Source organism: Streptomyces sp. YGL11-2, from assembly GCF_050054615.1.
GTDB lineage: Bacteria > Actinomycetota > Actinomycetes > Streptomycetales > Streptomycetaceae > Streptomyces.
The window spans coordinates 65,456-87,077 of the sequence record NZ_JBNHIN010000007.1; the positions used below are offsets into that span (position 1 = coordinate 65,456).

Sequence of the window (21,622 nt, forward strand, 5' to 3'; positions counted from 1 at the left end):
GATATCGCGCCAACTCCACGCTACGCGCGTAGTGTTGGCGCCGAAAAAAGCCGAATGAGCTGCCGGGTCACTCCGGCGACGAGCCCGGCGCGACGGCCTGATGGCCGCCGCGCCGAGCTGGAGAGACCTTACTGCTTGGCGGGGGTCTCGCTGACCTTCACCTGACCCGAAGCGATCTTCTTCTTCGCCTCGTCGATCTTGGCCTGGATGTCGTCGATGAAGCCGCCCGAGGTGGAAAGCTTCACGCCGTCGTCCTTGAGCGTGTAGCTCTTGTTCCCGGTCAGCGGCTTCTTGTCGTGCACGCTCTTGATCAGGTCGTACACCGCCACGTCGACGTTCTTCATCACCGACGTGAGGATCGAGTTCTTGTACTGGGCCAGGCCCGGCTGCAGGTACTGGTCGGAGTCGACGCCGATCGCCCAGGTGCCCTTCTTGCCGGCGACCGTCTCGATCGAGCCGTTGCCGGACTGGCCGGCCGCGGTGTAGATGACGTCGATACCGGCGTCGAGCATGCCCGTGGCCTTGCCCTTCGCGGCGGCCGGGTCGTTGAAGCCCTTGTCGTCGTTGGCGTAGAGGTACTCGGAGGTGACCTTCGTCTTGGGGTCGGTGTCCCGCACGCCCTGCTCGAAGCCGGCCTGGAACTTCTGGATCAGCGCGTTGTTCACACCGCCGATGAAGCCGACCTGGTGGGTCTTGCTCTTGAGCGCGGCGGCGACACCGGCGAGGTAGGAGCCCTCCTGCTCGGCGAAGACCATGCCGTAGACGTTCTGGGCCTGGGAGGGGGAGTCCACGATGCCGAAGGTGGTCTTCGGGTACTGCTTGGCGACCTTGTTGACGGCGTTGCCGTAGTTGAAGCCGACTCCGATGACGGGGTTGTAGCCCGCCTCGGCCAGCGAGGACAGCCGCTGCTCACGGTCCGCCTCGGTCTCGCCGTTCTTGGCGGTCATCAGCTTGGACTTCTCGCCGAAGTCCTTCTGGGCCTTGTCCACGCCACGAGCCGCCGCCTCGTTGAACGAGTGGTCGTCCCGACCGCCGACGTCGAAGGCGAGCCCGACGCCCTTGTCCTGACCACCGGACTCGGTGGACGACGCGCCGCAAGCGCTGAGCGAGAGCGTGAGGGCCGCGGTGGCTATGCCCGCGGCAACGATCTTGGATACCCGGTGCACGAGGGCCCCTTTGTCTCGTAGCGCCTCCCTCGGCGCTGGCTGACGGGAGATTAACGCGCGTAGACCGGGCGCAAAACCCTCCAATGCGTGGCTGTTATCGATTCGTCTCTCAGGGCACGGAACGGAAACAAGAGCGGGCGGCCGACAGGTGTCGGCCACCCGGATACACGGAACGCCACGATCCAATCACCGTCAGCACTTTTCACCCTCGTCGCACAGTGCGACCGGACGAGGACCGGTGGTGACCGGGGCCTGGCGCCTGCCCTACCGGTCCCCGTCCAGGAGGGCCGCCGCGGTGAAGAGCTCGACGCCGACCGCGATGGCGCGTTCGTCGATGTCGAAGTCGCCGCGGTGGAGGTCGAGGCGGCTCAGCTCGCCGGGCGGGCGGACGCCGAGGCGGGCCATGGCGCCGGGGACGTGTTCCAGGTACCAGGAGAAGTCCTCACCCCCGAGGGACTGTTCGGTGTCCTCGACGGCGTCGGCGCCGCGGCGGGCGACCATGGCGTCGTGCAGGAGCTGGGCGCTGTCCGGCTCGTTGACGACCGGGGGGACGCCGCGGACGTAGTTGATCTGGGACTTGGCGCCGTGCAGCGTCGCGACCTCGTCGATCGCGGCGTGCACGAGGTCGGGGGCCCGGCGCCAGGTGTCCAGGTCCAGGCAGCGGACGGTGCCGGAGAGTTCGGCGTGCTGCGGGATGACGTTGCAGGCGTGGCCGGACTCCAGGCGGCCCCAGGTGACGGAGAGGCCGGCGCGGGCGTCGACCCGGCGGCCGATGAGAGCCGGTACGTCGAGGGCCACCCGGGACGCGGCGGTGACCATGTCCGTCGTCAGGTGCGGGCGGGCGGTGTGGCCGCCGGGGCCGTCGAGTTCGACCTCCAGGCGGTCGCAGGCGGAGGTGATCGCTCCCGTACGGAGCCCGATCCGGCCGGCGTCGACGCGCGGGTCGCAGTGGACGGCGAGGATCCGGCCGACGCCTTCCAGGACGTCGGACTCGATGGCGTCGGCGGCGCCGCCGGGGAGGACTTCCTCGGCGGGCTGGAAGATCAGGCGCACGGGGCGCGGCAGCCGGCCGGACCGGGCCAGGTCGGCGAGGACCAAGCCCGCGCCGAGGACGACGGTGGTGTGCACGTCGTGTCCGCAGGCGTGCGCCCGGCCGGGGATCGTCGAGGCGTAGCCGACGGTCTTGGTGTCGGGGATGGGGAGGGCGTCGATGTCCGCGCGCAGGGCGAGCAGGTCGCCGGCGCCGGTGTCCGTACCGATGTCACAGATGAGGCCGGTGCCGGTGGCGAGGATCCGGGGGTGCAGCCCGGCCCGCTCCAGACGGTCCTTGATCGCCGCGGTGGTCCGGAACTCCTGGTTGCCGAGCTCCGGGTGCCGGTGCAAGTCCCGGCGGAACGCGGTGAGTTCGGGGACCAGTGCCTCGGGGAGGGTGCCGGCGAGGTCGGGGGCGTGAGGGTGGTCGGCATCGCGGGACATCAGTTGGTTCACCCGTTGAAGGGTACGGGGCCGAACGGGGCAACTGTCCCTCGATCAACAAAAGTTCAGCCCCTTAGGGGAAGAAAATTTAGGCCGCTCGGTGCATGGACGGTTTATGAGACGGGTATGAAGTAGCGCTTTACGGCGCCGCATCGCCTTGGGCGGGCGGCAGTCGCCGCACGTCGCGGGCGGTGCCGGTGACGTCGTCGAGGAAACCCTGGGCGCGCGGCGAGGCGTTGGCGGTGAGCCAGGCCGGGTCGATGTCGCAGACCGCGACCTGGACGCCGGTGCCCTGGAGGGCCAGCGGCAGCGTGTGGACGACGGTGGACGGGAAGCTGAGGATCAGGCGGCCGATGGGGCCGCGGCGGGCGATGAGTTCGAGGGGGAGGTCGGGGCGCACCACCTCCAGGCCGGTCTCGGTGGCCAGCCGGCGGAGTTTGCCGGGGCGTTCGCGGCGGTGGGCGAAGTAGCGGGTGGCGCCGTGCGTCCGGGCGAGGGCGGCGACCGCCTCCAGGTAGCGGTCGGCGTCGACGACGCCGGTCTCCACCAGCGAGGTGCCGACGATGTCGGCGGTGCGGGTGGGGCGCGGCGGGCCGAAGCGCCCGCGCGTCCAGGCGAAATCGTTGGCCCGGACCTGTACGCCCGTTGGCACCTCGACGGGCATCGAACTGAAGAGGGCGACGGTGCGGCGGCGCCGGGCGTCCTCGGGCCCCGGGGTGAGCCGGCGGCGGGCGGTGGCGGCGAACGGGGCGAACAGCAGATCGCGCGGGCGGCGTCCGCTGCCGTACCGGTGCCAGCGCACCAGCCGTTCGCCGCGGGCGAGTTGGGAGATGAACTCCATGGTGGCGGTGCCGTCGTCGACCACCACCAGATCGCGGGCCCGGGCGAGACCGAGGAGAAGCTGGACGTAGCGGGAGAACGGGTCGCCGATGACGATGCGGCGGGCACGGCGCAGCTGCGGGGTCAGGCCGCCGATGGTGCGCAGCGGGGCGGTCGGGCCGCCGCGGGCCTCCTCCCAGCGGACGGTGTGGCCCTCGTCGCGGGCGAGTTCGGCCATCCGGCGCAGCTGGCCGCGGGTCATCGGGTCGTGCGGGGCGAGCACGACGACGGTGAGCGCGCCGGCCCGGTCGGCGTGGGCCCATTCAAGGACGTTCAGCAGCTGCACCGGGCTCTCGACGAAGGCGAGGGTGGCGGTGTCGCCGGCGGTGTCGCCTGCGGTGTCCGAAGCGGGCATGGGGGGCGCGTCTCCCGAGGGCACGGATCTCTTTCGCTGCCGGGGTACCCCGAGGAGACGGCGGGCGGGAGTCCCCGCCGTCTCCTGGGGCGGGACCGGCGCGCCGGCTGCGGGCGGCTCGGCGCGGGTCCCTTCGGGTGAGCTCACGTGGGAACTCCTGTCGGTCCGTCAGACGGCCGCCGGGGTGCGGTCGGCGGCCTCGTCGGCCTCCGCCTCGGCGACCACGCCGGCGACCCGGCGCAGCTTCTTCATCGGCCCCAGCTCGCTCTCGTAGACCTTCTTGACGCCGTCGCCGAGGGACTCCTCGATGGTGCGGATGTCGCGGACCAGGCGGGTCAGGCCCTGCGGCTCGACGGAGGCGGCCTGGTCGGAGCCCCACATGGCGCGGTCGAGGGTGATGTGCCGCTCGATGAAGGTGGCGCCGAGGGCGACCGCGGCGAGGGTGGTCTGCAGGCCGGTCTCGTGGCCGCTGTAGCCGATCGGGACGTTGGGGTACTCGGCCTGGAGGGTGTGGATCATGCGGAGGTTGAGCTCTTCGGCCTTGGCCGGGTAGGTGCTGGTGGCGTGGCAGAGCAGGATGTTGTCGCTGCCCAGGACCTCGACGGCGTGCCGGATCTGCCGGGGGGTCGACATGCCGGTCGACAGGATGACGGTGCGGCCGGTGGCGCGCATGGCGCGCAGCAGCTCGTCGTCGGTGAGCGAGGCGGAGGCGACCTTGTAGCAGGGGACGTCGAACTTCTCCAGGAAGGCCACGGACTCGACGTCCCAGGGGGAGGCGAACCAGGCGATGCCGCGCTTCTTGCAGTACTCGTCGATGGCGCGGTAGCCGTCCTCGTCGAACTCCACGCGGTGGCGGTAGTCGATGTAGGTCATCCGGCCCCAGGGGGTGTCGCGTTCGATGTCCCACTGGTCGCGCGGGGTGCAGATCTCCGGGGTCCGCTTCTGGAACTTGACCGCGTCGCAGCCGGCGTCGGCGGCGGCGTCGATCAGCGCGAACGCCTTCTCCAGGTCGCCGTTGTGGTTGATGCCGATCTCGCCGGTGACGTAGACGGGGCGGCCGGGGCCGGCCAGGCGGTCACCGAGGGCGCGGAGACGGGAGTTGCTGCTCATGGGAGGTTCCTCTGCTCTGGTACGGGGGTGGTGTCGGGGGTGGGATACGGGGTGGCGGTCGTGGCGGGCGGGCGCCGTAACGGAGTTACAGGGAGGGGCCGAGGAGCCAGCCGGCGATCTCGCGGATGGCGCCGCTGCCGCCCGGCGTCGCGGTGACCGCGCGGGCCGCGCCGCGCACCGCGTCGTGCGCCGAGGCGACCGCGACCGGCCAGCCGACGAGGTCGAAGCACGGCAGGTCGTTGACGTCGTTGCCGACGTAGAGCACCCGCTCGGGCTGCACACCGGCCTCCTCGCACCACTGCTTGAGGGCGAGGTCCTTGCGGTCGATGCCGTGCAGGACGGGCACCTTGAGCTTGCGGGCACGGGCGGCGACCACCGGGTTCTGCTCGGTGGAGAGGATCAGCAGCTGCAGTTCCGCCCTGCGCAGCGCGGCGATCCCGAGGCCGTCCCCGCGGTGCACGGCCACGGTCTCCCGTCCGTCGGCGTCGATCAGCACCCGGTCGTCGGTCTGGGTGCCGTCGAAGTCGAGGACGACGGCGTCGATGTCGTCCCGCGTCGGCAGCGCGCCGGGGCGCGCTGCGTCCAGCAGCGGGGCGAGCGCGCGGGCGCGGGCCAGGTCGTGCGGATCGTCGATCTCCAGCACCCGGGCGGGGTCGGTGCGCACCAGCTCCGTACGGCCGAAGAAGCGGTGGCCGGCGGCGCGGAAGCCGGCCGCGTCCATGGCGTAGGCGGCGCCGGTCTCCAACAGGTCCTGCGGGCGGTCCTGGCGGCGCGGGCGGAAGGACTTGTCGTGGTTGACGCCGAAGCCGCCGGTGGCCTCCGGGGTGGCGGAGGCGGCGGGGGCGGCGGGGTCATCGGAATCGGCGTCCCGCCAGACGAAGCCGTGGAAGGGGGCCACGGTCAGTGCGCTGTCCGCGCCGCCCTCGACGACCGCGGCGGCCACCGCGTCGATGTCCTCGCGGACCAGGAACGGGCTGGTGCACTGGACGAGCAGCACCGCGTCGACCGGCCGGCCGTGCTCGTCCTCGTAGGCGTCCATGGCGTGCCGTACCGCGGCCTCGCTGGTGGCGGTGTCGCCGGCGATCTCGCCGGGGCGGCGTATGACGATGGCGCCGGCGCCGCGCGCCGCCGCCGCGATCCCGGCGTCGTCGGTGGAGACGACCACGTCGGTGACCAGCCGGGCGGCCCGGCACTCGCGGACCGCGCGGGCCACCAGGGGCACTCCCCCGACGGCGGCGAGGTTCTTGGCCGGTACGCCCTTGGAGCCGCCGCGGGCGGGGATGACGGCCACCACGGTGGGGTGCATTGCGAACTCCTTCGTCGGGCGGAAGCGGGGGACGCTCACAGCTGCCCCCAGCGGCGGATGGCGGGCGCGACGCGCTGGACCCCGTGCCGGTAGGCGCCGCGGGCGGCCTCGCGGACCGTGTCGCGGGCGAACCGCCGTAGTCCGCCGGTCTCTTGGGGCGCCTCGGTGTACCCGGTGAGCGGCGCGCCGTGCGGGTCGAGTCCGTAGCGGGCGAGGATGCCGGGGAGGTAGCCGGGGGCGGTGCGGGGTGTGTAGTACGGGGTGATCGGCGGCAGCCGGTCGGCGGTGCGCAGCTCGCCGACCCGGTCGCGGGCGGCCTCGAAGGCGTGCTCGTACGCGTCGTGCGGGGCGGCGCCGGGGGCGTCGGACGCGGCCACTCCCTGGCGGGCCAGCCACGCCGGGTCCGGCTCCGGGCGGCGGCCGGCGTCGAGTTCGTCCCAGGAGACGAGGCAGCCGGAGCCGAGGAAGTGGTGGTTGCCGAGCGCCTCGCGGATGCCGAGGTCGGTGAGGACCGCGGTGGGGATGCCGCGGTGCAGCGACTCCAGGGCGGCGGTGGAGCTGACCGTGACCATCAGGTCGGTGCGGTCCAGGACCTCGCCCATGTTCCCGTACACCAGGCGGCAGTTGGCGGGCAGACCGCCGGGGATTCTGGCGGCGAGCTTCTGGTAGGGCAGTTCCTCGATGTGCGTGGTGTGCTCGCCGGGTCTGCTGCGCAGCTTGACCAGGACCTCGCGGTCGGGGTGCCGGCGGGCGTGCTCAACCGCCCTGCGCAGCAGGTACGTTCGGTCGGCGCGGCTCTCCGGTACGGAGGGCTGGGCGGCGAACACCACGGTGTACGGGGTGTGTTCCCCGCCGTAGGGCGCGCCGCCGAGGAACGGCAGTGCGCACTCCACGACGCTGCCGGTGGCAGCCCCCACTCCGTGGTAGACCTCGCGGAACCGGTCCGCGTCGTGGCGGGAGTTGGCGAGCACCACGTCCGCGCCGTGCCGCAGCAGCAGGCCGTCGGCGAGCTTCTCGTAGACCACGCCGACGTAGCCGGTGACGACGACCGGGCGGCGTTCGGCGTCCCGCCAGGCGCGGGCGAGACCGTGCAGCATCGCCTGCACCGCACCGCCCACGCAGGCCAGCACCACGACGTCGCAGCGGTCCGGTCCGGTGCCGCGGGCGGCGCGCTCCATCGTGTCCAGGAAGTCGACTCCCCTGATTTCCCGCAGCGCGTCCGCGCGGGCGCCGACCTCGTCGAGCTGGCGGACCGTGGGGGTGGCACGGCCGCGGAGCAGATAGCCGTCGAGCCGGCTGCCCGGTTGGAGGCGGTACGCTGTCAAAGCGCCCCATTTCCACCGGGTGTCCGAGTCGGCGAGCACCGCGACCCGCGGCGGGGAATCGGTACGTGATGGCACGTCGAAGACGCTAGGAAGGCCCGGGGCTCCGCGGGCCAACTGGGAAGCAACAAAGGGTAAACAGCGCACCGACGGATTCCGAACCCGCCCGATTATCGACCCGGTTAACCATCCCGCCATTCTTCGTTCACCGCGAAGTACGCAGCGCGTCAAGACGAATGCCGGGCGCCGGACCTAACGTCACGCGGGTGGTTAAGCTCTCCGTCATCGTGCCGTTCTACAACGTGCAGACATACGCGCCCGACACCCTGAAAAGCCTGGCGGCGAACTCGCGCGAGGACTTCGAATTCCTGCTCGTCGACGATTGTTCACGCGACGAGACCCCGCAGATCCTCGCGCGCGCCGAGCGCGACCTGCCGGGCGCCCGGGTGCTGCGGCACGAGAAGAACGGCGGCCTGGCCACCGCCCGCAACACGGGCCTGGACGCGGCCCGCGGCGAGTACGTCACCTTCCTCGACGGCGACGACTGGCTGGCTCCCGGATACCTGCCCGAACTCCTCGGCGTGATCGAGGAGTTGGGGTGCGACTTCGTGCGCACCGACCATGTCCAGTGCACCGCCAAGGCCCGCACCGTGCACCGCGTCCCGCACGGCCGGCGCGGCGTGGTGCTGGACCCGCGGGCGGCGATCCTGCCCGCGGACCGCTCCACCTCGGTCGACTACGCCTACGCCTGGGCCGGTGTGTACCACCGGCGGCTGCTGGACGACGGAGTGCTGCGTTTCCGGGACGGACTGCGCACCGCGGAGGACCGCCCGTGGATCTGGCGGCTGCACCGCGAGGCGCGGTCCATGGCGGTGACCGGTCTGCTCGGGGTTTTCTACCGGCGCGGTGTGGCGTCGTCGCTGACCCAGATCGGAGACGTACGGCAATTGGACTTCATCCGCGCATTCGACCAGGTGATCGAGGAAACCGCACAGGATCGCGATGCGCATCTGCTGCTGCCCAAAGCGGTGCGCACCTATTGCGCGATCATTTCCCACCACCTCGGCTCGATCGAACGATTCGAGCCGCCGGTGGCCCGTAAATTGCGCGCGATGAGCGCGGCGGCCATGAAACGCATGCCGCAGGACGTACTGAAGGAAGCCCTGGACTCGATGGACGTACAGCGCGCGTCCCGGCTGCGTCGGCTGCGCCGGCGCCCCTCCCCCACGGCGGAGGTCGCCGCCTGATGCCGAACCGGCCCTGTACCCAGATCTTCCTGGCGTCGACGCTCTACGGCGCGGCGACGCTGGCCGCCGCGCTGGACGCGGACCGCTTCCCCGCGGCCGACCGCCGGCTGCTGCTGCTCAGCAACAACGCCACGACCCCGGAGACCACCGCCTCGCTGGACACCATGCCGGGCTTCGCGCGGCTGCGCGGCCGGTTCGACCGGGTGCTGTCCTGGAACGAGACGATCCGCCCGTTCCACCCCGGCGGCTGGTCGCCGCGCGCGGACGATGTCCCGCTGTGGGAGCGGTACTTGAGGATGCTGTGGGACCTGGGCGACGACCGGATCGAACTGGTCGTGGAGTCCATCCAGGTCAACCCGGCCCTCGCGCTGGCCCAGCTCTTCCCGGAGGCGTCGGTCGACGTCTACGCGGACGGCCTGATGAGCTACGGCCCCACCCGCAACAAGCTCGATCCGCTCGTCGGCACCCGCATCACCCGGCTGCTGCACCTGGACCTCGTCCCGGGGCTGAAGCCGCTGCTGCTCACCGAGTTCGGCGTCGAGCCGGAGACCGTACCGACCGGGGCCTTCACCAAGGTGCTGGCCGAACTCGCCGAGGACGCCGACGAGTCGACCGACCTCGACGACCTGCCGGAAGGCGCCGCGCTGCTCCTGGGCCAGTACCTCTCGGCGCTGTCCATCCTCACTCCCCAAGAGGAGGAGGAGCTGCATGTGCGGATGGTGCGCGGTGCCGTCGAGCGGGGCCACCGCGAGATCGTCTTCAAACCGCATCCGTCCGCGCCGGCCCGCTGGTCGCGGCTGCTGGAGCGGGAGGCGGAGAGGCTGGAGATCTCCCTGACGGTGCTGGACCGCCCGGTCCTGGCCGAGGTGCTCTACCAGCGGATGCGGCCCGCGCTGGTCGTCGGCTGCTTCTCCACCGCGCTGCTGACCGCCTCCGCGTTCTACGGCCTGCCGGTCGCGCGGACCGGGACCGGGCTGCTGCTGGAGCGGCTGACGCCGTACCAGAACAGCAACCGGGTGCCGGTGACGATCGTGGACGCGCTGGTGCCCGACCTCGACGACCGGGGCGTGACGCCGCGCCCCGCCGGCACCCCGGAGAACATCTCCGGCCTGGTCACCGCCGTCGGCTACGCGATGCAGCACCAGATCTACCCGCAGCTGCGCCCGGCCGCCGAGCGCTATCTCGCGGCCCACCTCGACCCGTACACCCGGCGCTACTTCAAGCGCCGCCGGCTCACCGCGCTGGCGCTGCCCGGCGCGCTCCCCTCCCAGCTGTCGTTCATCCCGCGCAACGCCACCGTCCGCCGGGTGGCGCGCCGGGCACGAGCCGTACAGCGCCGACTGAAGAAGCGGGCCGCGTTCGGATGACCACCACCACACAGCCGACCGGCACCCGCCCCGCGGCGCCGCACTCCACCGCCGCCACCGCACCCGCCACCGCGCCCGACGCCGCGCCACGCGACCGCGGCAAAGAGGGCGGCGCCGCCCGGCTGCGCGCACTGGACGGACTGCGGCTGATCGCCGCCCTGATGGTCGCCGGGTACCACTACGGGGGCCGCAGCGGCGACATATCCCGCGCCTGGGGCGGCTCGCCGGCCCACCAGTTCCCGTACGTCTCGGGGCTGTTCGCGTACGGCTGCCTGGGCGTGCAGATCTTCTTCGTGATCAGCGGCTTCGTGATCTGCCTGAGCGGCTGGGGGCGGACCCTGCGCTCCTTCGTCGCCTCCCGGATCTCCCGCCTCTACCCGGCGTACTGGGTCGCGGTCCTGCTGGTCACCGCGGTCTTCGCGCTCCCCTGGGTGGTCTACAAGGCGCTCTCGCCCAGCGAGGTGCTGACGAACCTGACCATGCTCCAGTACCCGCTGGGGGTGCACCGCGTCCTCGGGGTGTGCTGGACGCTCTGGGCCGAGATGCGGTTCTACGCGCTCTTCGCGCTGTGCGTGGTCCTGCCCGGCGCCACCCGCGGCCGGGTGGTCCTCTTCTGCGCGGGCTGGACGCTCGCCGCGGCGCTGGCCCAGTCGGCCCACGAGCCGTTCCTCAACGTCGTACTGATGCCGCAGTACGCCCCGTTCTTCATCGGCGGGGTCGGCCTCTACCTGCTGCACCGCTACGGCCCTCGGGACCCGGTCGCCTGGACGATCGTGCTGGTGAGCTGGCTGATCGGGCAGCACTACGCGGTCGCCGGCCTCTGGCACCCGGCGTCCGTGCACGCCTTCTCCTACCGCTCGGCCGTCGGCATCGTCGCCGTCGTCACCGCGGGCTTCGCGCTGGTCGCGGCCATCGCGCTGGGCAAGCTGCACTGGGCGAACTGGCGCTGGCTGACCGTCGCCGGGGCGCTGACCTACCCCTTCTACCTCGTCCACGAGCATCTGGGCTGGGTCGTGATCCACGCCCTGCACCACGGCGCCGGACTGCCGTCCTACGCCACCCTGCTGCTGACCGTCGGGCTGATGCTGGTGCTGGCGTGGGTGATGCACCGGTGGGTGGAACGGCCGCTGACGCCGCGGCTGCGGGGGGCGATCGACCCCCGCCGGTAGCGCCGCCGGATCCGTCGGACGCGCCTCAACTCCCCGCCCCCGGGCTGTGGTTGGCCTCGATACCGGCGATGATGATCCGCAGCCCGGTGCGGAACGCCTCCTCGAAGTCGCCGAACATCTGCCGTCCGGCCTTCGCGGCGAGCGGGTAGTCCGCGGCCAGCCGCCCCTCGCGGTCGGCGACGTCGTACGCGGGGTCCCGCAGCTGCGGCGCCGCGGGATCGGGGTACACCGACTGCTCCTCTATCACCACGCCGATGGTGAAGTTGTACGCGGTCCACCAGGCGCGCGCCGCCTCGGGCAGCGCGAAGCCGGCCGCGGTGAAGTGGCTCATGAAGAGTTCCAGCGGCGCGGCGAAGCTGTCGTCGGTCATTCGCGTACCGCTGATCATCTTGGCCCCGTCGCGGTAGCCGAGCAGGGCCTCGCGCAGCGTGGAGCAGGTGGCCACCAGCATCTCCTGCCAGGTCCCCCAGACCTCGCCGGTCCCCGCCCGGTGCTCCGCCACCAGCGGCCCGGTCATCCGGCGGAACATCTCGGTGGCCATCTCGTCCAGCAGCTCCTGCTTGTTCCTGAAGTGCCAGTAGAGCGCGGGGGCCTGGACGTTCAGCTCCTTGGCGATACGGCGCAGGGTCAGCCCGTCGAGGCCGACGTCGTTCAGCAACCGCAGGGCCGTGCCGGCCACTTGCTCCCGGTCGATTCGCGAAACCACGTTGACAACTTAACACCGTTAAATGCAGCCTGGAAAGCATGGAACTTAACAACGTTATAGACATCGTTGAGGCCATTCCGGGGGACTCCGCCGACGCCACCGCGACCGCGGCCGTCGACGTACTGATCGCCGGCGCGGGCCCGACCGGCCTCGCCCTCGGCGTCGACCTCGCCCGCCGCGGGGTGCGGGCGCTGCTCGTCGAGCGGCAGCCCGAGTTCTCCCGCGGGGCCCGCGGCACCGGCGTCCAGCCGCGCACCCAGGAGGTCTTCGACGACCTCGGCGTGCTCGCCGCCGCCCAGGCCGCGGGGGGCCTGTACCCGCCCATGGCGCTGTGGGAGGACGGCCGGATCGCCCGCACCCACCAGATGATCGAGCTGGTCGACCCCACCCCCTCGACCCCGTATTCCAACGCCCTGATGCTCCCCCAGTGGCGCAACCAACAGGTGCTGCACGCCCGGCTGGTGGAGCTGGGCGGCAGCGTGCTGCTCGGCACCGAGCTGCGGGACTTCACCGAGGACGCGGACGGCGTGACCGCCCGGCTGACCGGTGCGGACGGCGCCGTCCGCACCGTCCGCGCCTCCTATCTGGTGGCCGCCGACGGCGGGCGCAGCACCGTCCGCAGGCAGCTCGGCGTCCAGATGAGCGGCCCGGACCTGCCGCCCGGTGTCGCGATCGTCGCGGACGTGCGGATCGACGGCCTGGACCGGGACCACTGGCACCGCTGGATGCTGCCGCCGCACGGCTTCGTCACACTGCTCCCGCTCGTCGGCACCGACCTGTTCCAGTGCTTCGCGGCGGCGGCCACCGACGACCCGGACACCTCCCCCGAGGCCGTCCGCGCCCTGATCGCGCACCACACCGACCTCGCCCCCGAGCAGGTCCGCGAGGTGGTGTGGTCCTCGGTCTACCGCCCCCGGGCAGGGATTGCGGACGCCTACCGCCACGGCCGGGTCTTCCTGGCCGGCGACGCGGCGCACATCCACTCGCCCGCGGGCGGCCAGGGCATGAACACCAGCGTCCAGGACGCCTACAACCTCGGCTGGAAGCTCGGCCAGGTGCTCCGGCACGGCGCCCCCGACAGCCTCCTCGACACCTACCAGACCGAGCGCCGCCCGATCGCGGCCCGCATCCTGGCGACCAGCACCCGGCTGCACCGCTCCGGCAGCCTGAACCGCGGCCGGGACCTGCACCAGCTCGACATCGGCTACCCCGACAGCCCGCTCACCCGCGAACTGCGCACCGGCCTTTCCAAGGACGCCCGCACCGCCGGCGACCGGGCCCCCGACGCCCCCTGCAGCACCGCCGACGGCACCCCCGCCCACCTCTTCGACGCCTTCCGGGGCCCGCACTTCACCGTGATCGCCCTGGGCAGTACGGATCTTGACGTCGCGTCACTTCCGGGGACGGGCGACCCGGCGCTGCTCCGCACGGTCCGGGTGGGCGGCCCGGACCCCGATCTGCTCGACACCGACGGGCACATACGGGACGCGTACGGCGCCGGGCCGGCCGTGTTCCTCGTCCGCCCCGACGGCTACATCGCCCTGGCGGCCCCGGCGGTCGGGGCGACGGCACCGGTGGCGGACGCCCTGGGCACGTACTTCGGCGCCGCGCAGACGGTCTGAGTACCGACGCGGGTGATCCGAGTACCCACACAGGCGATCTGAGCACCCGTCAGAAAGCCGGTGGGCGGCCTCGCCACGGTGCCGTTCACGCACCGCGGCGAGGCCGCCTCGTCCCGGACCGCCGCCGCGCTCGCCAGGGCCTTCAGGTCCTGGAGTCCCTGGGGACGGAAACGCCCTAGACGACCAGCGACAGCAGCAGTACGCCCACGATCCCGACCACCGAGATCAGCGTCTCCATCACCGACCACGTCTTCAGCGTCTGGCCGACGTCCATCCCGAAGTACTCCTTGACCATCCAGAAGCCCGCGTCGTTGACATGGCTGAAGAACAGCGACCCGGCACCGATGGCCAGCACCAGCAGCGCGGCGTGGGTGGTGCTCATCTCGGCGGCGAGCGGCGCGACCAGGCCCGCCGCGGAGATGGTGGCCACCGTCGCGGAGCCGGTCGCGAGCCGGATGGCGACCGCGATCAGCCAGGCCAGCAGCAGCGTCGAGATGTTCCAGTGCTGCGAGATCTCCAGGATCATCCGGCCGACGCCGGAGTCCACCAGCGTCTGCTTGAAGCCGCCGCCCGCGCCGACGATCAGCAGCACCCCGGCGATCGGGCCGAGCGACTTCTCGACGGTGGAGGCGATCCGGCCCCGGGTGAAGCCGGCCGAACGCCCGAGGGTGAACATCGCCACGACGACGGCAGTGAGCAGCGCGACCAGCGGTGACCCGACGACGTCGAAGGCCCGCTGGAGGCCGTCCTTCGGATCGTCCACGACCACGTCCACCAGCGCCTTGGCGAGCATCATCACCACCGGCAGCAGCACCGTGGCCACGGTGATCCCGAAGCCCGGCCGCTTCTCCAGCTCCTCCGAGGCCCGCTCGGGCACCATCTTCTCGGGCGGGGTGATGTCGACCCAGCGGGCCGCGTACCGCGAGAACACCGGGCCGGCGATGATCGCGGCGGGTATCGCGATGACGACGCCGAGCGCCAGCGTGACGCCCAGGTTCGCCTTGACCGCGTCGATCGCGGCCAGCGGCCCGGGGTGCGGCGGAATCAGCCCGTGCATCACGGACAGCCCGGCCAGGGCCGGAATCCCGATCCGCATCAGCGAGAAGTTGCCGCGCTTGGCGACCAGCAGCACCACCGGGATCAGCAGCACGATCCCGACCTCGAAGAAGATCGGCAGCCCGACGATCCCGGCGATCAGCACCATCGCCCAGGGCATCGCCCGCCGGCCGGCCTTGGCCAGGATCGTGTCCACGATCTGGTCCGCGCCGCCCGAGTCGGCGAGCAGCTTCCCCAGTACGGCGCCCAGCGCGATCAGCACCCCCGTACCGGCGACGGTGGTCCCCAGCCCGGTGGAGAAGCTGGCGATCGCCTTGTCGAGCGGCGCCCCGGCCACCGCTCCGAGCACCAGCGAGCCGATGATCAGCGACAGGAACGCATGCAGCTTGAACTTGGTGATCAGCAGAACGATGACGGCGATTCCCGCCAGAACGGCGATGCCCAGCTGTGCATGACCGGCCGTGGTGATGGGCGCGGTCGCATCCGCTGCGAGCATCTCGACGCTGAGATGTGTCACGGCGATTCCCTTGGTTGGACGGAGGGGGAAGGGGGGTGCGGGGGGGTGGGTGGTGAATGCGGGGTGCGGCCCCGGGTGGCGCAGGGCCTAGCCGTTCGGGGCCGGGGCCCGCAGCGCGGTCACCGCGCGTCCGGCGATCTCCTCCGGCGTCCCGGACACGTCGACGGCGACGCCCGCCTCGTCCGGTCCGAGCGGTTCGAGCGTGGCGAACTGCGAGTCCAGCAGCGCGGTCGGCATGAAGTGGCCCTTGCGCTCGGCCATCCGCGCCTCGATCAGCGCGCGGTCGCCGGTGAGGTGGAGGAAGACCACGCCGGGGGCGGCGGCCCGCAACCGGTCGCGGTAGGCGCGCTTGAGCGCCGAGCTGCTGACCACCCCGCCCCGCCCGGCCCGGCCGTGCGCCCAGGCGCCGATGGCGTCGAGCCAGGGGCCGCGGTCGGTGTCGTCCAGCGGGCTGCCGGCCGACATCTTGGCGATGTTGGCCGGCGGGTGGAAGTCGTCGCCCTCGGCGTACGGAACGCCCAGTGCGGCGGCCACCAGGGGCCCGATCGTCGTCTTGCCGGTCCCGGCCACGCCCATCACGACGATGACGTCGGCGCTGCTCATCCCGTTTACCTCATCTAGCAGGACGTACCGCGCCATACCGCTATGACGCTGTCGTCTTCGACCTCGTGCGCCCCCACTGAAACCCATTAGGTACGACGTATTCAAGCCCCTGTGACGCAAAAGTCATACTTAATTGGCCGAGGTGCGGGACCGTAGGCTTGGCCCATGGAAAACGGGGCACCCGCGGACACCGGGGAAAACGGGGAGAAGGGCCTGCACGGCCGCGTGCTGGAGTCCCTGGGGCCCGCGATCACCGCGGGCGACTACCCCCCGGGCACGGTGCTGCGCACCGACGAGCTGGCGCAGCGCTTCGACGTCTCGCGCACCGTCATCCGCGAGGCGATCCGGGTCCTGGAGTCCATGCAGCTGGTCGCCTCCCGGCGCCGGGTCGGGGTGACCGTGCGCCCCACCGAGGAGTGGAACGTCTACGACCCCCGGGTCATCGGCTGGCGGCTGGCCGGCCGGGACCGCCCCCGGCAGCTGCGCTCGCTGACCGTACTGCGCTCGGCCGTCGAACCGGTCGCCGCCGGACTCGCCGCCACCCACGCCACCCCCGCCCAGTGCGCCCAGCTCACCGAGCACGCCATGGGCATGGTGGCCACCTCACGCGGCCAGCAGCTCGACGCCTACCTCGTCCACGACACGGCCTTCCACCGGGTGGTGCTCACCGCGTCCGGCAACGAGATGTTCGCCCGCCTCGCCGACGTCGTCGACGCCGTCCTGACCGGCCGCACCCACCACCACGTCATGTTCACCGACCCCGACCCGGCCGCGGTGACCCTGCACGTCCAGGTCGCCGAGGCGGTACGGACCGGGGACGCGGCCCGCGCGGAGTCCCTGACGCGGGAGATCACAGCCGGCGCGATGGCCGAACTGGACGTGCTGGCACCGTAGTCCGCCGCCACGGCAGCTCTCAGAACAGCGGCTGCTGACCCGGCATCGGCGGCTCCTCCGGGTCGAACAGCTTCTCCGCCGGCGCCATCATCGGGGCCGTCCGCCGCGACCCCGGGCAGGAGATCAGCTCGATCCCGGTGCGCCGCCCAGGAGGGTCATGACGAGCGAAACGTCCGCCGACGACGGCGATCTCTCGGGTGCAGACGGGGCACGCCCGGCGGGGTGACGACATGCCACCAGTGTCACCGACCGGCCGGGGCCCGCACGCTCCGGGCCACCTGCCGGCGCCTCAGAACGCGTCCGTCGGCACGTACGTCCCCCACACCCCGCGCAGCGCATCGCACACCTCGCCCACCGTCGCCTCGGCGCGCAGCGCCTCGCGCATCGGGTAGAGCACGTTGTCCGTCCCCTCGGCGGCCTTGCGCAGCGCGCCGAGCGCCGCGGTCACCGCGGACCCATTCCGCCGTGCGCGCAGGGCCGTCAGCCGCTCGGCCTGCCGCGCCTCGATCGACGGGTCCACCCGCAACGGTTCGTACGGCTCCTCCTCCTCGGTCCGGAAGCGGTTGACGCCGACCACCACCCGCTCCCCCGCGTCCGTCTCCTGCGCGATCCGGTACGCGTTGCGCTCGATCTCGTCCTTCTGGAAGCCGCGTTCGATGGCCGCCACCGCGCCCCCCATGTCCGCCACCCGCCCCATCAGCTCCACGGCGGCCGCCTCCACCTCGTCGGTCATCGCCTCGACCGCGTACGACCCGGCGAACGGATCGACGGTGGCGGTCACATCGGTCTCGTACGCCAGCACCTGCTGGGTGCGCAGCGCCAGTCGCGCCGCCTTGTCCGTGGGCAGCGCGATGGCCTCGTCGAAGGCGTTGGTGTGCAGCGACTGGGTCCCGCCGAGGACCGCCGCCAGCCCCTGGACCGTCACCCGGGCGAGATTCACCTCCGGCTGCTGCGCGGTCAGTTGCACTCCCGCCGTCTGCGTGTGGAACCGCAGCGTCTGCGACTTCGGATTCCGCGCGCCGAATTCGTCCCGCATCACCCGCGCCCAAATCCTGCGTGCCGCCCGGAACTTGGCGATCTCCTCCAGGAACGTGGTGCGGGCGACGAAGAAGAACGACAGCCGGGGCGCGAAGTCGTCGACGTCCATTCCGGCGGCGATCGCGGTACGGACATAGGCGATGCCGTTGGCGAGGGTGAAGGCGATCTCCTGCACCGGCGAGGCGCCGGCCTCCGCCATGTGGTAGCCGGAAATCGAGATCGTGTTCCACCGCGGGATCTCCGCCCGGCAGTACCGGAAGATATCCGCGGTCAGCCGCAGTGACGGCTGCGGCGGAAAGATATAGGTCCCGCGCGCGATGTATTCCTTCAGCACGTCGTTCTGCACGGTGCCGTTGAGTTGTTCACCGGCCACCCCCTGCTGCTCGCCGACCAGTTGGTAGAGAAGCAGCAGCAGTGCGGCCGGTGCGTTGATGGTCATGGACGTCGACACCGAGCCGAGCGGAATCCCGCCGAAGAGCACGTCCATGTCCTCGACGGAGTCGATCGCCACCCCGACCTTGCCGACCTCGCCTGCCGCGATCGGGGTGTCCGAGTCGTGCCCCATCTGGGTCGGCAGGTCGAAGGCGACCGACAGTCCGGTCGTGCCGTGCTCGATCAGCTGCCGGTAGCGCGCGTTGGACTCCCGCGCCGTACCGAACCCGGCGTACTGCCGCATGGTCCAGGCCCGCCCGGTGTACATCGACGGGTAGACCCCGCGCGTGTACGGGTACTGGCCCGGCTGCCCCAGCTGCTGTGCCGGATCCCACCCCGCCAGCGCCTCGGGCCCGTACACCGGCTCAAGGGGCAGCCCGCTCTCGCTGTACCGCGCCATATCCCGTACTCCTCCACATGGGTGACCAGTACCGGTTTCCGCCGTATTCACAGCATGCCCGCAGGTTCGTCCCACCGCACCGCTGGGCAGAGGGTGGGTCATACGGCGGAGCGGAGGACGGCGAACGGCGGCGGTGCCGGCGGCGCTCGCCCCGGCCACCGCCTGTCATCCCGTCACGGCGTCCACCCTGACGAGAACCGGCGCACACGGCGCTCCCGTACGCGATCTCCAGGCCCGGCCGACCCGACTGGGCCCGTTCCGCCACGCCCCACCGGCCACTACGCCACGGAAACCGCGACGGCGCTCCGCGCCTTCCAGAAACGGGCGGGACTTCCACCGTCCGGCGAATTCACCACGGCGGACCGATCGGCCCTGCTCTCCCGAACCCGCAAGCCGGACGATGGAGAGCTGTGCCGACGGAGCCTGCGACGACCGAGTACCACTCGAAGCGCCGCTGCCGCGGAGAAAAATCCTTGACCGAAGCGAAAATTGAGAAACCCCCACTCCGCGCAACCACGTCCGCGAGAGCGGCGCCGGCTTAGGCGCAAAGGGGGGCGAAGTTTGGGCGCGGGCAGGGCCGGGGGAACGTGCCCCGCCCGCGCCGTGTGCGCTGAGCCGTGGGTACGGGGGGAACCCCGGCTCTTTGCGCCGCCGATGACCAGTCGGCTCATTCTCTACTGCGTCACTGGCTCAAAAAACGTCACACCTGGCCGGCGGGCGCCGTTCAGGAGGGGGTGGGCGAGGCCACGGAGGGGGTGGGCGCGGGGGTGGTGGGGGCCGGCGGGGCGGTCACGCTCGGCGAGGCGGAGGGGGAAGAGTCACCCTCCTCGTCGCCGCCACCGCCACCGCTGTTCTGGCCGCCGCCACCGCCGCCGCCACCGCCGCCGCCGTTCTGGCCGCCGCCTTTGCCGCCGCCACCGCCCAAGCCATCGTTGTCACCCGAGCCGCCGCCGCTCTGGCCCTGAGCCAGATACTGCCGGCAGAAGGCGTGCACCTTGTCCGGGCCGCCCGCCTTGCTCTCCAGGCGCTTGAGCGTGTCCCGGTCGATATCGCCGCGTTTGCCGGATTCGTAGTCCGCGCAGATCCCCAGCAGCAGCTTCTTCTTGTCGCCGCCGGGCAGGTCCTTGCCGTCGTCGCCGAGGACTCCGCCGAGGATTCCGCCGGTGCTGGGGACGGCCGGGCCCCGGCTGCTCCCGGGGCTGCCGCCCGGGGTGGGCGTCGAGCCGGGCGTGGCGGTCCGGTCGCCGGGGGTGGCACCTGGGGTCCGACTGGTTTCGCCGCCGCCCTGCGTGGGCTGCCCGCCGTCGAGCGGGCTCGGCGACTCGGCCGCCGAGACGCTGGCGCCGGGCTCGGGTTCGCCGCCCCGGAAAGGGGTCGGCAGTACGCCCGTACCGGCCGCGACCGCGATGCCGCCGATCGCACAGACCGCGAGGGCGACCGCGAAGCCGCGCCGGAACGGGCGGGCGAGCCGGGTGCGTTCTCCGGCGCCGGTGGCGCGGGCGCCGCGCAGGGTGGGCAGCCGGCCCGGCGCGGCGGCATCGCGCGAAGCGGCGCCGGCGCCGTGCCCGGCCCGGCGGAAGGCGGCGAGCGCCGCCTCCTCGCCGGGCAGTGGGGCGCTTTGGGGCAGGCCGGACTCGACCGCCGCGGCGGCCTTCAGCAGCTGTTCGAGTTCGCGTGCGCCGTCGCCGTCCCGGGAACTGACCGGCTCACCGCGCAGCAGTCGCTCCGCGGCGTCCTTGTCGAGCCAGCTGTACCGGTCGTGGTCGGCCATCACATGTCCTTCTGCGTTCGTGCGGCCGTTTCCGTCACACCTGGTACGTACGATTCCGCCACACCGTCGCGACGTCTTCGCCCCTGTATGGGCACCTCACCCACTGTTCCACCACCCTTGCCCGAACCGGCCGCGGACGTCCCGGAGGAGCCCGGTCCCCCGCCGTCCGCACCGCCTTCCTCCAGCAGCTCCGCGAGCTTGCGCAGCCCGCGGTGCGCCGACGTGCGCACCGCCCCGGGCCGCTTGCCCAGGACCTGTGCCGCGCTCTTGGCGTCCAGCCCGACGACCACCCGCAGCGTCACCGCCTCGGCCTGATCCTGCGGCAGCCGCGCTATCAGCCGGAGGGTGTGGCCGGTGCCCAGCGCCTCCAGCGCCTCGCCCGCGGTGTCGGACGCACCGGGGGTGTCGGCGAGTTCACTCTCGTCGCCACCGATGACCGGGCGGCGTCCCCGCATCCGAATGTGGTCAAGCGCACGATTGCGGGCAATCCGGGCAGCCCAGCCGCGGAAGCGGTCCGCGTCGCCACTGAAGCGGGCGAGGTCTCGGGTTATCTGGAGCCAGGACTCGGACGCCACGTCCTCCGCGTCCGCTTCGCCCACCAAGGTCCGCACATACCCCAGAAGTCTGGGATGTACTGCACGGTAGACGAGGCGGAAGGCCGCCTCGTCGCCGTCCTGCGCCGCCTGCACGGCAACCGTCAGCCGACCGTCGTCCGGCTGAATGTCGTCCCCTCGCACGGGTCCATCCTGTCGCACGCTGAATGTCCGCCGCCCGGTCCTTGCCGCATCGCGCTGCCGCTGTTTCTTCGCTGATGGTTCGTCGTTCGTGCCGTCGTGGCCGCCGCGCGATCAGCTCGCTCAGCCGCTCCGCCGACCGCCGGTAATCCGGCCGCGTCTGCTGACCGTAACCCGTGAGATCGGTCTTCCGGCACCCGGCCCACCTCTTGGGACGTTCGGCGCACAAACGTCACGCGCGCACGATTCCATCTGAACTCCCGGGTAACTGGCCGTTCTTCGGCCGCCGGAACAGCCGTGATCAACACGCCCGCGGGCGCGTTCCCGCACGTTACGGGCCCGGCCCGGCCCACGTCCAGACCACTGGCCGTGCCGCCGCCCGTACCCGGTGTGACGCTTTTCGGCCCGCCGGCGCTGTATCGATTAGGAGCCCGTCGCGGGCTCCCCGAGAA

19 protein-coding genes are annotated in these 21,622 nt (G+C 72.0%); 6 read left to right on the top strand and 13 right to left on the bottom strand.

The features are described 5' to 3' along the window. Positions 1–128: 128 nt before the first annotated feature. The 6 genes from ACO1BR_RS10645 to ACO1BR_RS10670 form a co-directional block, all read right to left on the bottom strand. On the bottom strand, positions 129–1,166 hold the full coding sequence (locus tag ACO1BR_RS10645; protein ID WP_159508384.1) for a BMP family lipoprotein: 1,038 nt from the start codon (positions 1,164–1,166) through the stop codon (positions 129–131). Between the two features lie 264 nt (positions 1,167–1,430). Further along, the gene (locus ACO1BR_RS10650) at positions 1,431–2,642 is read right to left on the bottom strand and encodes an amidohydrolase (RefSeq protein ID WP_426794930.1); all 1,212 of its coding nucleotides are present in this window, start codon (positions 2,640–2,642) and stop codon (positions 1,431–1,433) included. A gap of 139 nt (positions 2,643–2,781) precedes the next feature. Further along, the gene (locus ACO1BR_RS10655; RefSeq protein ID WP_426794782.1) at positions 2,782–3,876 is read right to left on the bottom strand and encodes a hypothetical protein; all 1,095 of its coding nucleotides are present in this window, start codon (positions 3,874–3,876) and stop codon (positions 2,782–2,784) included. A gap of 168 nt (positions 3,877–4,044) precedes the next feature. Continuing rightward, positions 4,045–4,986, bottom strand: coding sequence for an N-acetylneuraminate synthase family protein (locus tag ACO1BR_RS10660; RefSeq protein WP_426794783.1), 942 nt, complete (start codon positions 4,984–4,986; stop codon positions 4,045–4,047). A gap of 85 nt (positions 4,987–5,071) precedes the next feature. Next, positions 5,072–6,292: a cytidylyltransferase domain-containing protein gene (locus ACO1BR_RS10665; protein WP_426794784.1), complete on the bottom strand. Its 1,221-nt coding sequence runs from the start codon at positions 6,290–6,292 to the stop codon at positions 5,072–5,074. 35 nt (positions 6,293–6,327) lie between these two features. Further along, complete coding sequence (locus tag ACO1BR_RS10670) at positions 6,328–7,656, bottom strand: DUF6716 putative glycosyltransferase (RefSeq protein ID WP_426794931.1); 1,329 nt, start codon at positions 7,654–7,656, stop codon at positions 6,328–6,330. A 224-nt stretch (positions 7,657–7,880) separates the two neighbouring features. On the opposite strand from ACO1BR_RS10670, the gene ACO1BR_RS10675 reads away from it, so the two are divergent. Genes ACO1BR_RS10675 through ACO1BR_RS10685 form a run of 3 tightly spaced genes read left to right on the top strand, consistent with a single transcriptional unit; the run spans position 7,881 to position 11,397 of the window. After that, positions 7,881–8,861, top strand: coding sequence for a glycosyltransferase family 2 protein (locus tag ACO1BR_RS10675; protein WP_426794785.1), 981 nt, complete (start codon positions 7,881–7,883; stop codon positions 8,859–8,861). After that, entirely contained in the window at positions 8,861–10,228 is a 1,368-nt protein-coding gene (locus ACO1BR_RS10680; protein WP_426794786.1) for an alpha-2,8-polysialyltransferase family protein, read from the top strand. Before ACO1BR_RS10675 ends, ACO1BR_RS10680 begins: the two co-directional genes overlap by 1 nt. After that, entirely contained in the window at positions 10,225–11,397 is a 1,173-nt protein-coding gene (locus ACO1BR_RS10685) for an acyltransferase family protein (protein WP_426794787.1), read from the top strand. Before ACO1BR_RS10680 ends, ACO1BR_RS10685 begins: the two co-directional genes overlap by 4 nt. A 25-nt stretch (positions 11,398–11,422) precedes the next feature. Here the strand turns inward: ACO1BR_RS10685 and ACO1BR_RS10690 are convergent, their stop codons facing one another. After that, complete coding sequence (locus ACO1BR_RS10690; RefSeq protein ID WP_426794788.1) at positions 11,423–12,103, bottom strand: TetR/AcrR family transcriptional regulator C-terminal domain-containing protein; 681 nt, start codon at positions 12,101–12,103, stop codon at positions 11,423–11,425. A gap of 38 nt (positions 12,104–12,141) precedes the next feature. Between ACO1BR_RS10690 and ACO1BR_RS10695 the strand changes: the two genes are divergently transcribed. Next, positions 12,142–13,725: an FAD-dependent monooxygenase gene (locus tag ACO1BR_RS10695; protein ID WP_426794789.1), complete on the top strand. Its 1,584-nt coding sequence runs from the start codon at positions 12,142–12,144 to the stop codon at positions 13,723–13,725. Positions 13,726–13,900: 175 nt separating this feature from the next. Here ACO1BR_RS10695 and ACO1BR_RS10700 read toward each other — a convergent pair whose 3' ends face one another. Both ACO1BR_RS10700 and ACO1BR_RS10705 read right to left on the bottom strand, forming a co-directional pair. Continuing rightward, a complete protein-coding gene (locus tag ACO1BR_RS10700) occupies positions 13,901–15,298 on the bottom strand; it encodes a gluconate:H+ symporter (RefSeq protein ID WP_426794790.1) in 1,398 nt (465 codons plus the stop codon). Between the two features lie 87 nt (positions 15,299–15,385). Next, complete coding sequence (locus ACO1BR_RS10705) at positions 15,386–15,901, bottom strand: gluconokinase (protein WP_426794791.1); 516 nt, start codon at positions 15,899–15,901, stop codon at positions 15,386–15,388. Positions 15,902–16,066: 165 nt separating this feature from the next. On the opposite strand from ACO1BR_RS10705, the gene ACO1BR_RS10710 reads away from it, so the two are divergent. Continuing rightward, positions 16,067–16,795: a FadR/GntR family transcriptional regulator gene (locus tag ACO1BR_RS10710; protein ID WP_426794792.1), complete on the top strand. Its 729-nt coding sequence runs from the start codon at positions 16,067–16,069 to the stop codon at positions 16,793–16,795. A 19-nt stretch (positions 16,796–16,814) separates the two neighbouring features. On the opposite strand, the gene ACO1BR_RS10715 is transcribed toward ACO1BR_RS10710, so the two are convergent. Together ACO1BR_RS10715 and ACO1BR_RS10720 are read right to left on the bottom strand one after the other, a co-directional pair. Then, positions 16,815–17,027 carry a hypothetical protein gene (locus ACO1BR_RS10715; RefSeq protein ID WP_159508397.1) on the bottom strand — a complete coding sequence of 71 codons (213 nt, stop codon included), beginning with the start codon at positions 17,025–17,027 and terminating at the stop codon, positions 16,815–16,817. A gap of 57 nt (positions 17,028–17,084) precedes the next feature. Next, a complete protein-coding gene (locus ACO1BR_RS10720) occupies positions 17,085–18,665 on the bottom strand; it encodes an acyl-CoA mutase large subunit family protein (protein WP_426794793.1) in 1,581 nt (526 codons plus the stop codon). A 54-nt stretch (positions 18,666–18,719) separates the two neighbouring features. Between ACO1BR_RS10720 and ACO1BR_RS10725 the strand changes: the two genes are divergently transcribed. Continuing rightward, positions 18,720–19,142 carry a peptidoglycan-binding domain-containing protein gene (locus ACO1BR_RS10725; protein WP_426794794.1) on the top strand — a complete coding sequence of 141 codons (423 nt, stop codon included), beginning with the start codon at positions 18,720–18,722 and terminating at the stop codon, positions 19,140–19,142. Between the two features lie 247 nt (positions 19,143–19,389). Here ACO1BR_RS10725 and ACO1BR_RS10730 read toward each other — a convergent pair whose 3' ends face one another. Both ACO1BR_RS10730 and ACO1BR_RS10735 read right to left on the bottom strand, forming a co-directional pair. Then, positions 19,390–20,436 carry a hypothetical protein gene (locus ACO1BR_RS10730; protein WP_426794795.1) on the bottom strand — a complete coding sequence of 349 codons (1,047 nt, stop codon included), beginning with the start codon at positions 20,434–20,436 and terminating at the stop codon, positions 19,390–19,392. Then, positions 20,436–21,173, bottom strand: a complete 738-nt coding sequence (locus ACO1BR_RS10735) for an RNA polymerase sigma factor (protein WP_159508401.1) — start codon at positions 21,171–21,173, stop codon at positions 20,436–20,438. Before ACO1BR_RS10735 ends, ACO1BR_RS10730 begins: the two co-directional genes overlap by 1 nt. Between the last annotated feature and the right edge of the window lie 449 nt (positions 21,174–21,622).

What these genes read in the sequence shown, in the direction of transcription:
- ACO1BR_RS10720 (WP_426794793.1), bottom strand. Translation starts at nt 18,665, where the DNA reads ATGGCGCGGTACAGCGAGAGCGGGCTGCCCCTTGAGCCGGTGTACGGG.
- ACO1BR_RS10695 (WP_426794789.1), top strand. Translation starts at nt 12,142, where the DNA reads ATGGAACTTAACAACGTTATAGACATCGTTGAGGCCATTCCGGGGGAC.
- ACO1BR_RS10655 (WP_426794782.1), bottom strand. Translation starts at nt 3,876, where the DNA reads ATGCCCGCTTCGGACACCGCAGGCGACACCGCCGGCGACACCGCCACC.
- ACO1BR_RS10665 (WP_426794784.1), bottom strand. Translation starts at nt 6,292, where the DNA reads ATGCACCCCACCGTGGTGGCCGTCATCCCCGCCCGCGGCGGCTCCAAG.
- ACO1BR_RS10660 (WP_426794783.1), bottom strand. Translation starts at nt 4,986, where the DNA reads ATGAGCAGCAACTCCCGTCTCCGCGCCCTCGGTGACCGCCTGGCCGGC.
- ACO1BR_RS10705 (WP_426794791.1), bottom strand. Translation starts at nt 15,901, where the DNA reads ATGAGCAGCGCCGACGTCATCGTCGTGATGGGCGTGGCCGGGACCGGC.
- ACO1BR_RS10685 (WP_426794787.1), top strand. Translation starts at nt 10,225, where the DNA reads ATGACCACCACCACACAGCCGACCGGCACCCGCCCCGCGGCGCCGCAC.
- ACO1BR_RS10725 (WP_426794794.1), top strand. Translation starts at nt 18,720, where the DNA reads ATGCCCGCAGGTTCGTCCCACCGCACCGCTGGGCAGAGGGTGGGTCAT.
- ACO1BR_RS10650 (WP_426794930.1), bottom strand. Translation starts at nt 2,642, where the DNA reads ATGTCCCGCGATGCCGACCACCCTCACGCCCCCGACCTCGCCGGCACC.
- ACO1BR_RS10715 (WP_159508397.1), bottom strand. Translation starts at nt 17,027, where the DNA reads ATGTCGTCACCCCGCCGGGCGTGCCCCGTCTGCACCCGAGAGATCGCC.
- ACO1BR_RS10710 (WP_426794792.1), top strand. Translation starts at nt 16,067, where the DNA reads ATGGAAAACGGGGCACCCGCGGACACCGGGGAAAACGGGGAGAAGGGC.
- ACO1BR_RS10680 (WP_426794786.1), top strand. Translation starts at nt 8,861, where the DNA reads ATGCCGAACCGGCCCTGTACCCAGATCTTCCTGGCGTCGACGCTCTAC.
- ACO1BR_RS10730 (WP_426794795.1), bottom strand. Translation starts at nt 20,436, where the DNA reads ATGGCCGACCACGACCGGTACAGCTGGCTCGACAAGGACGCCGCGGAG.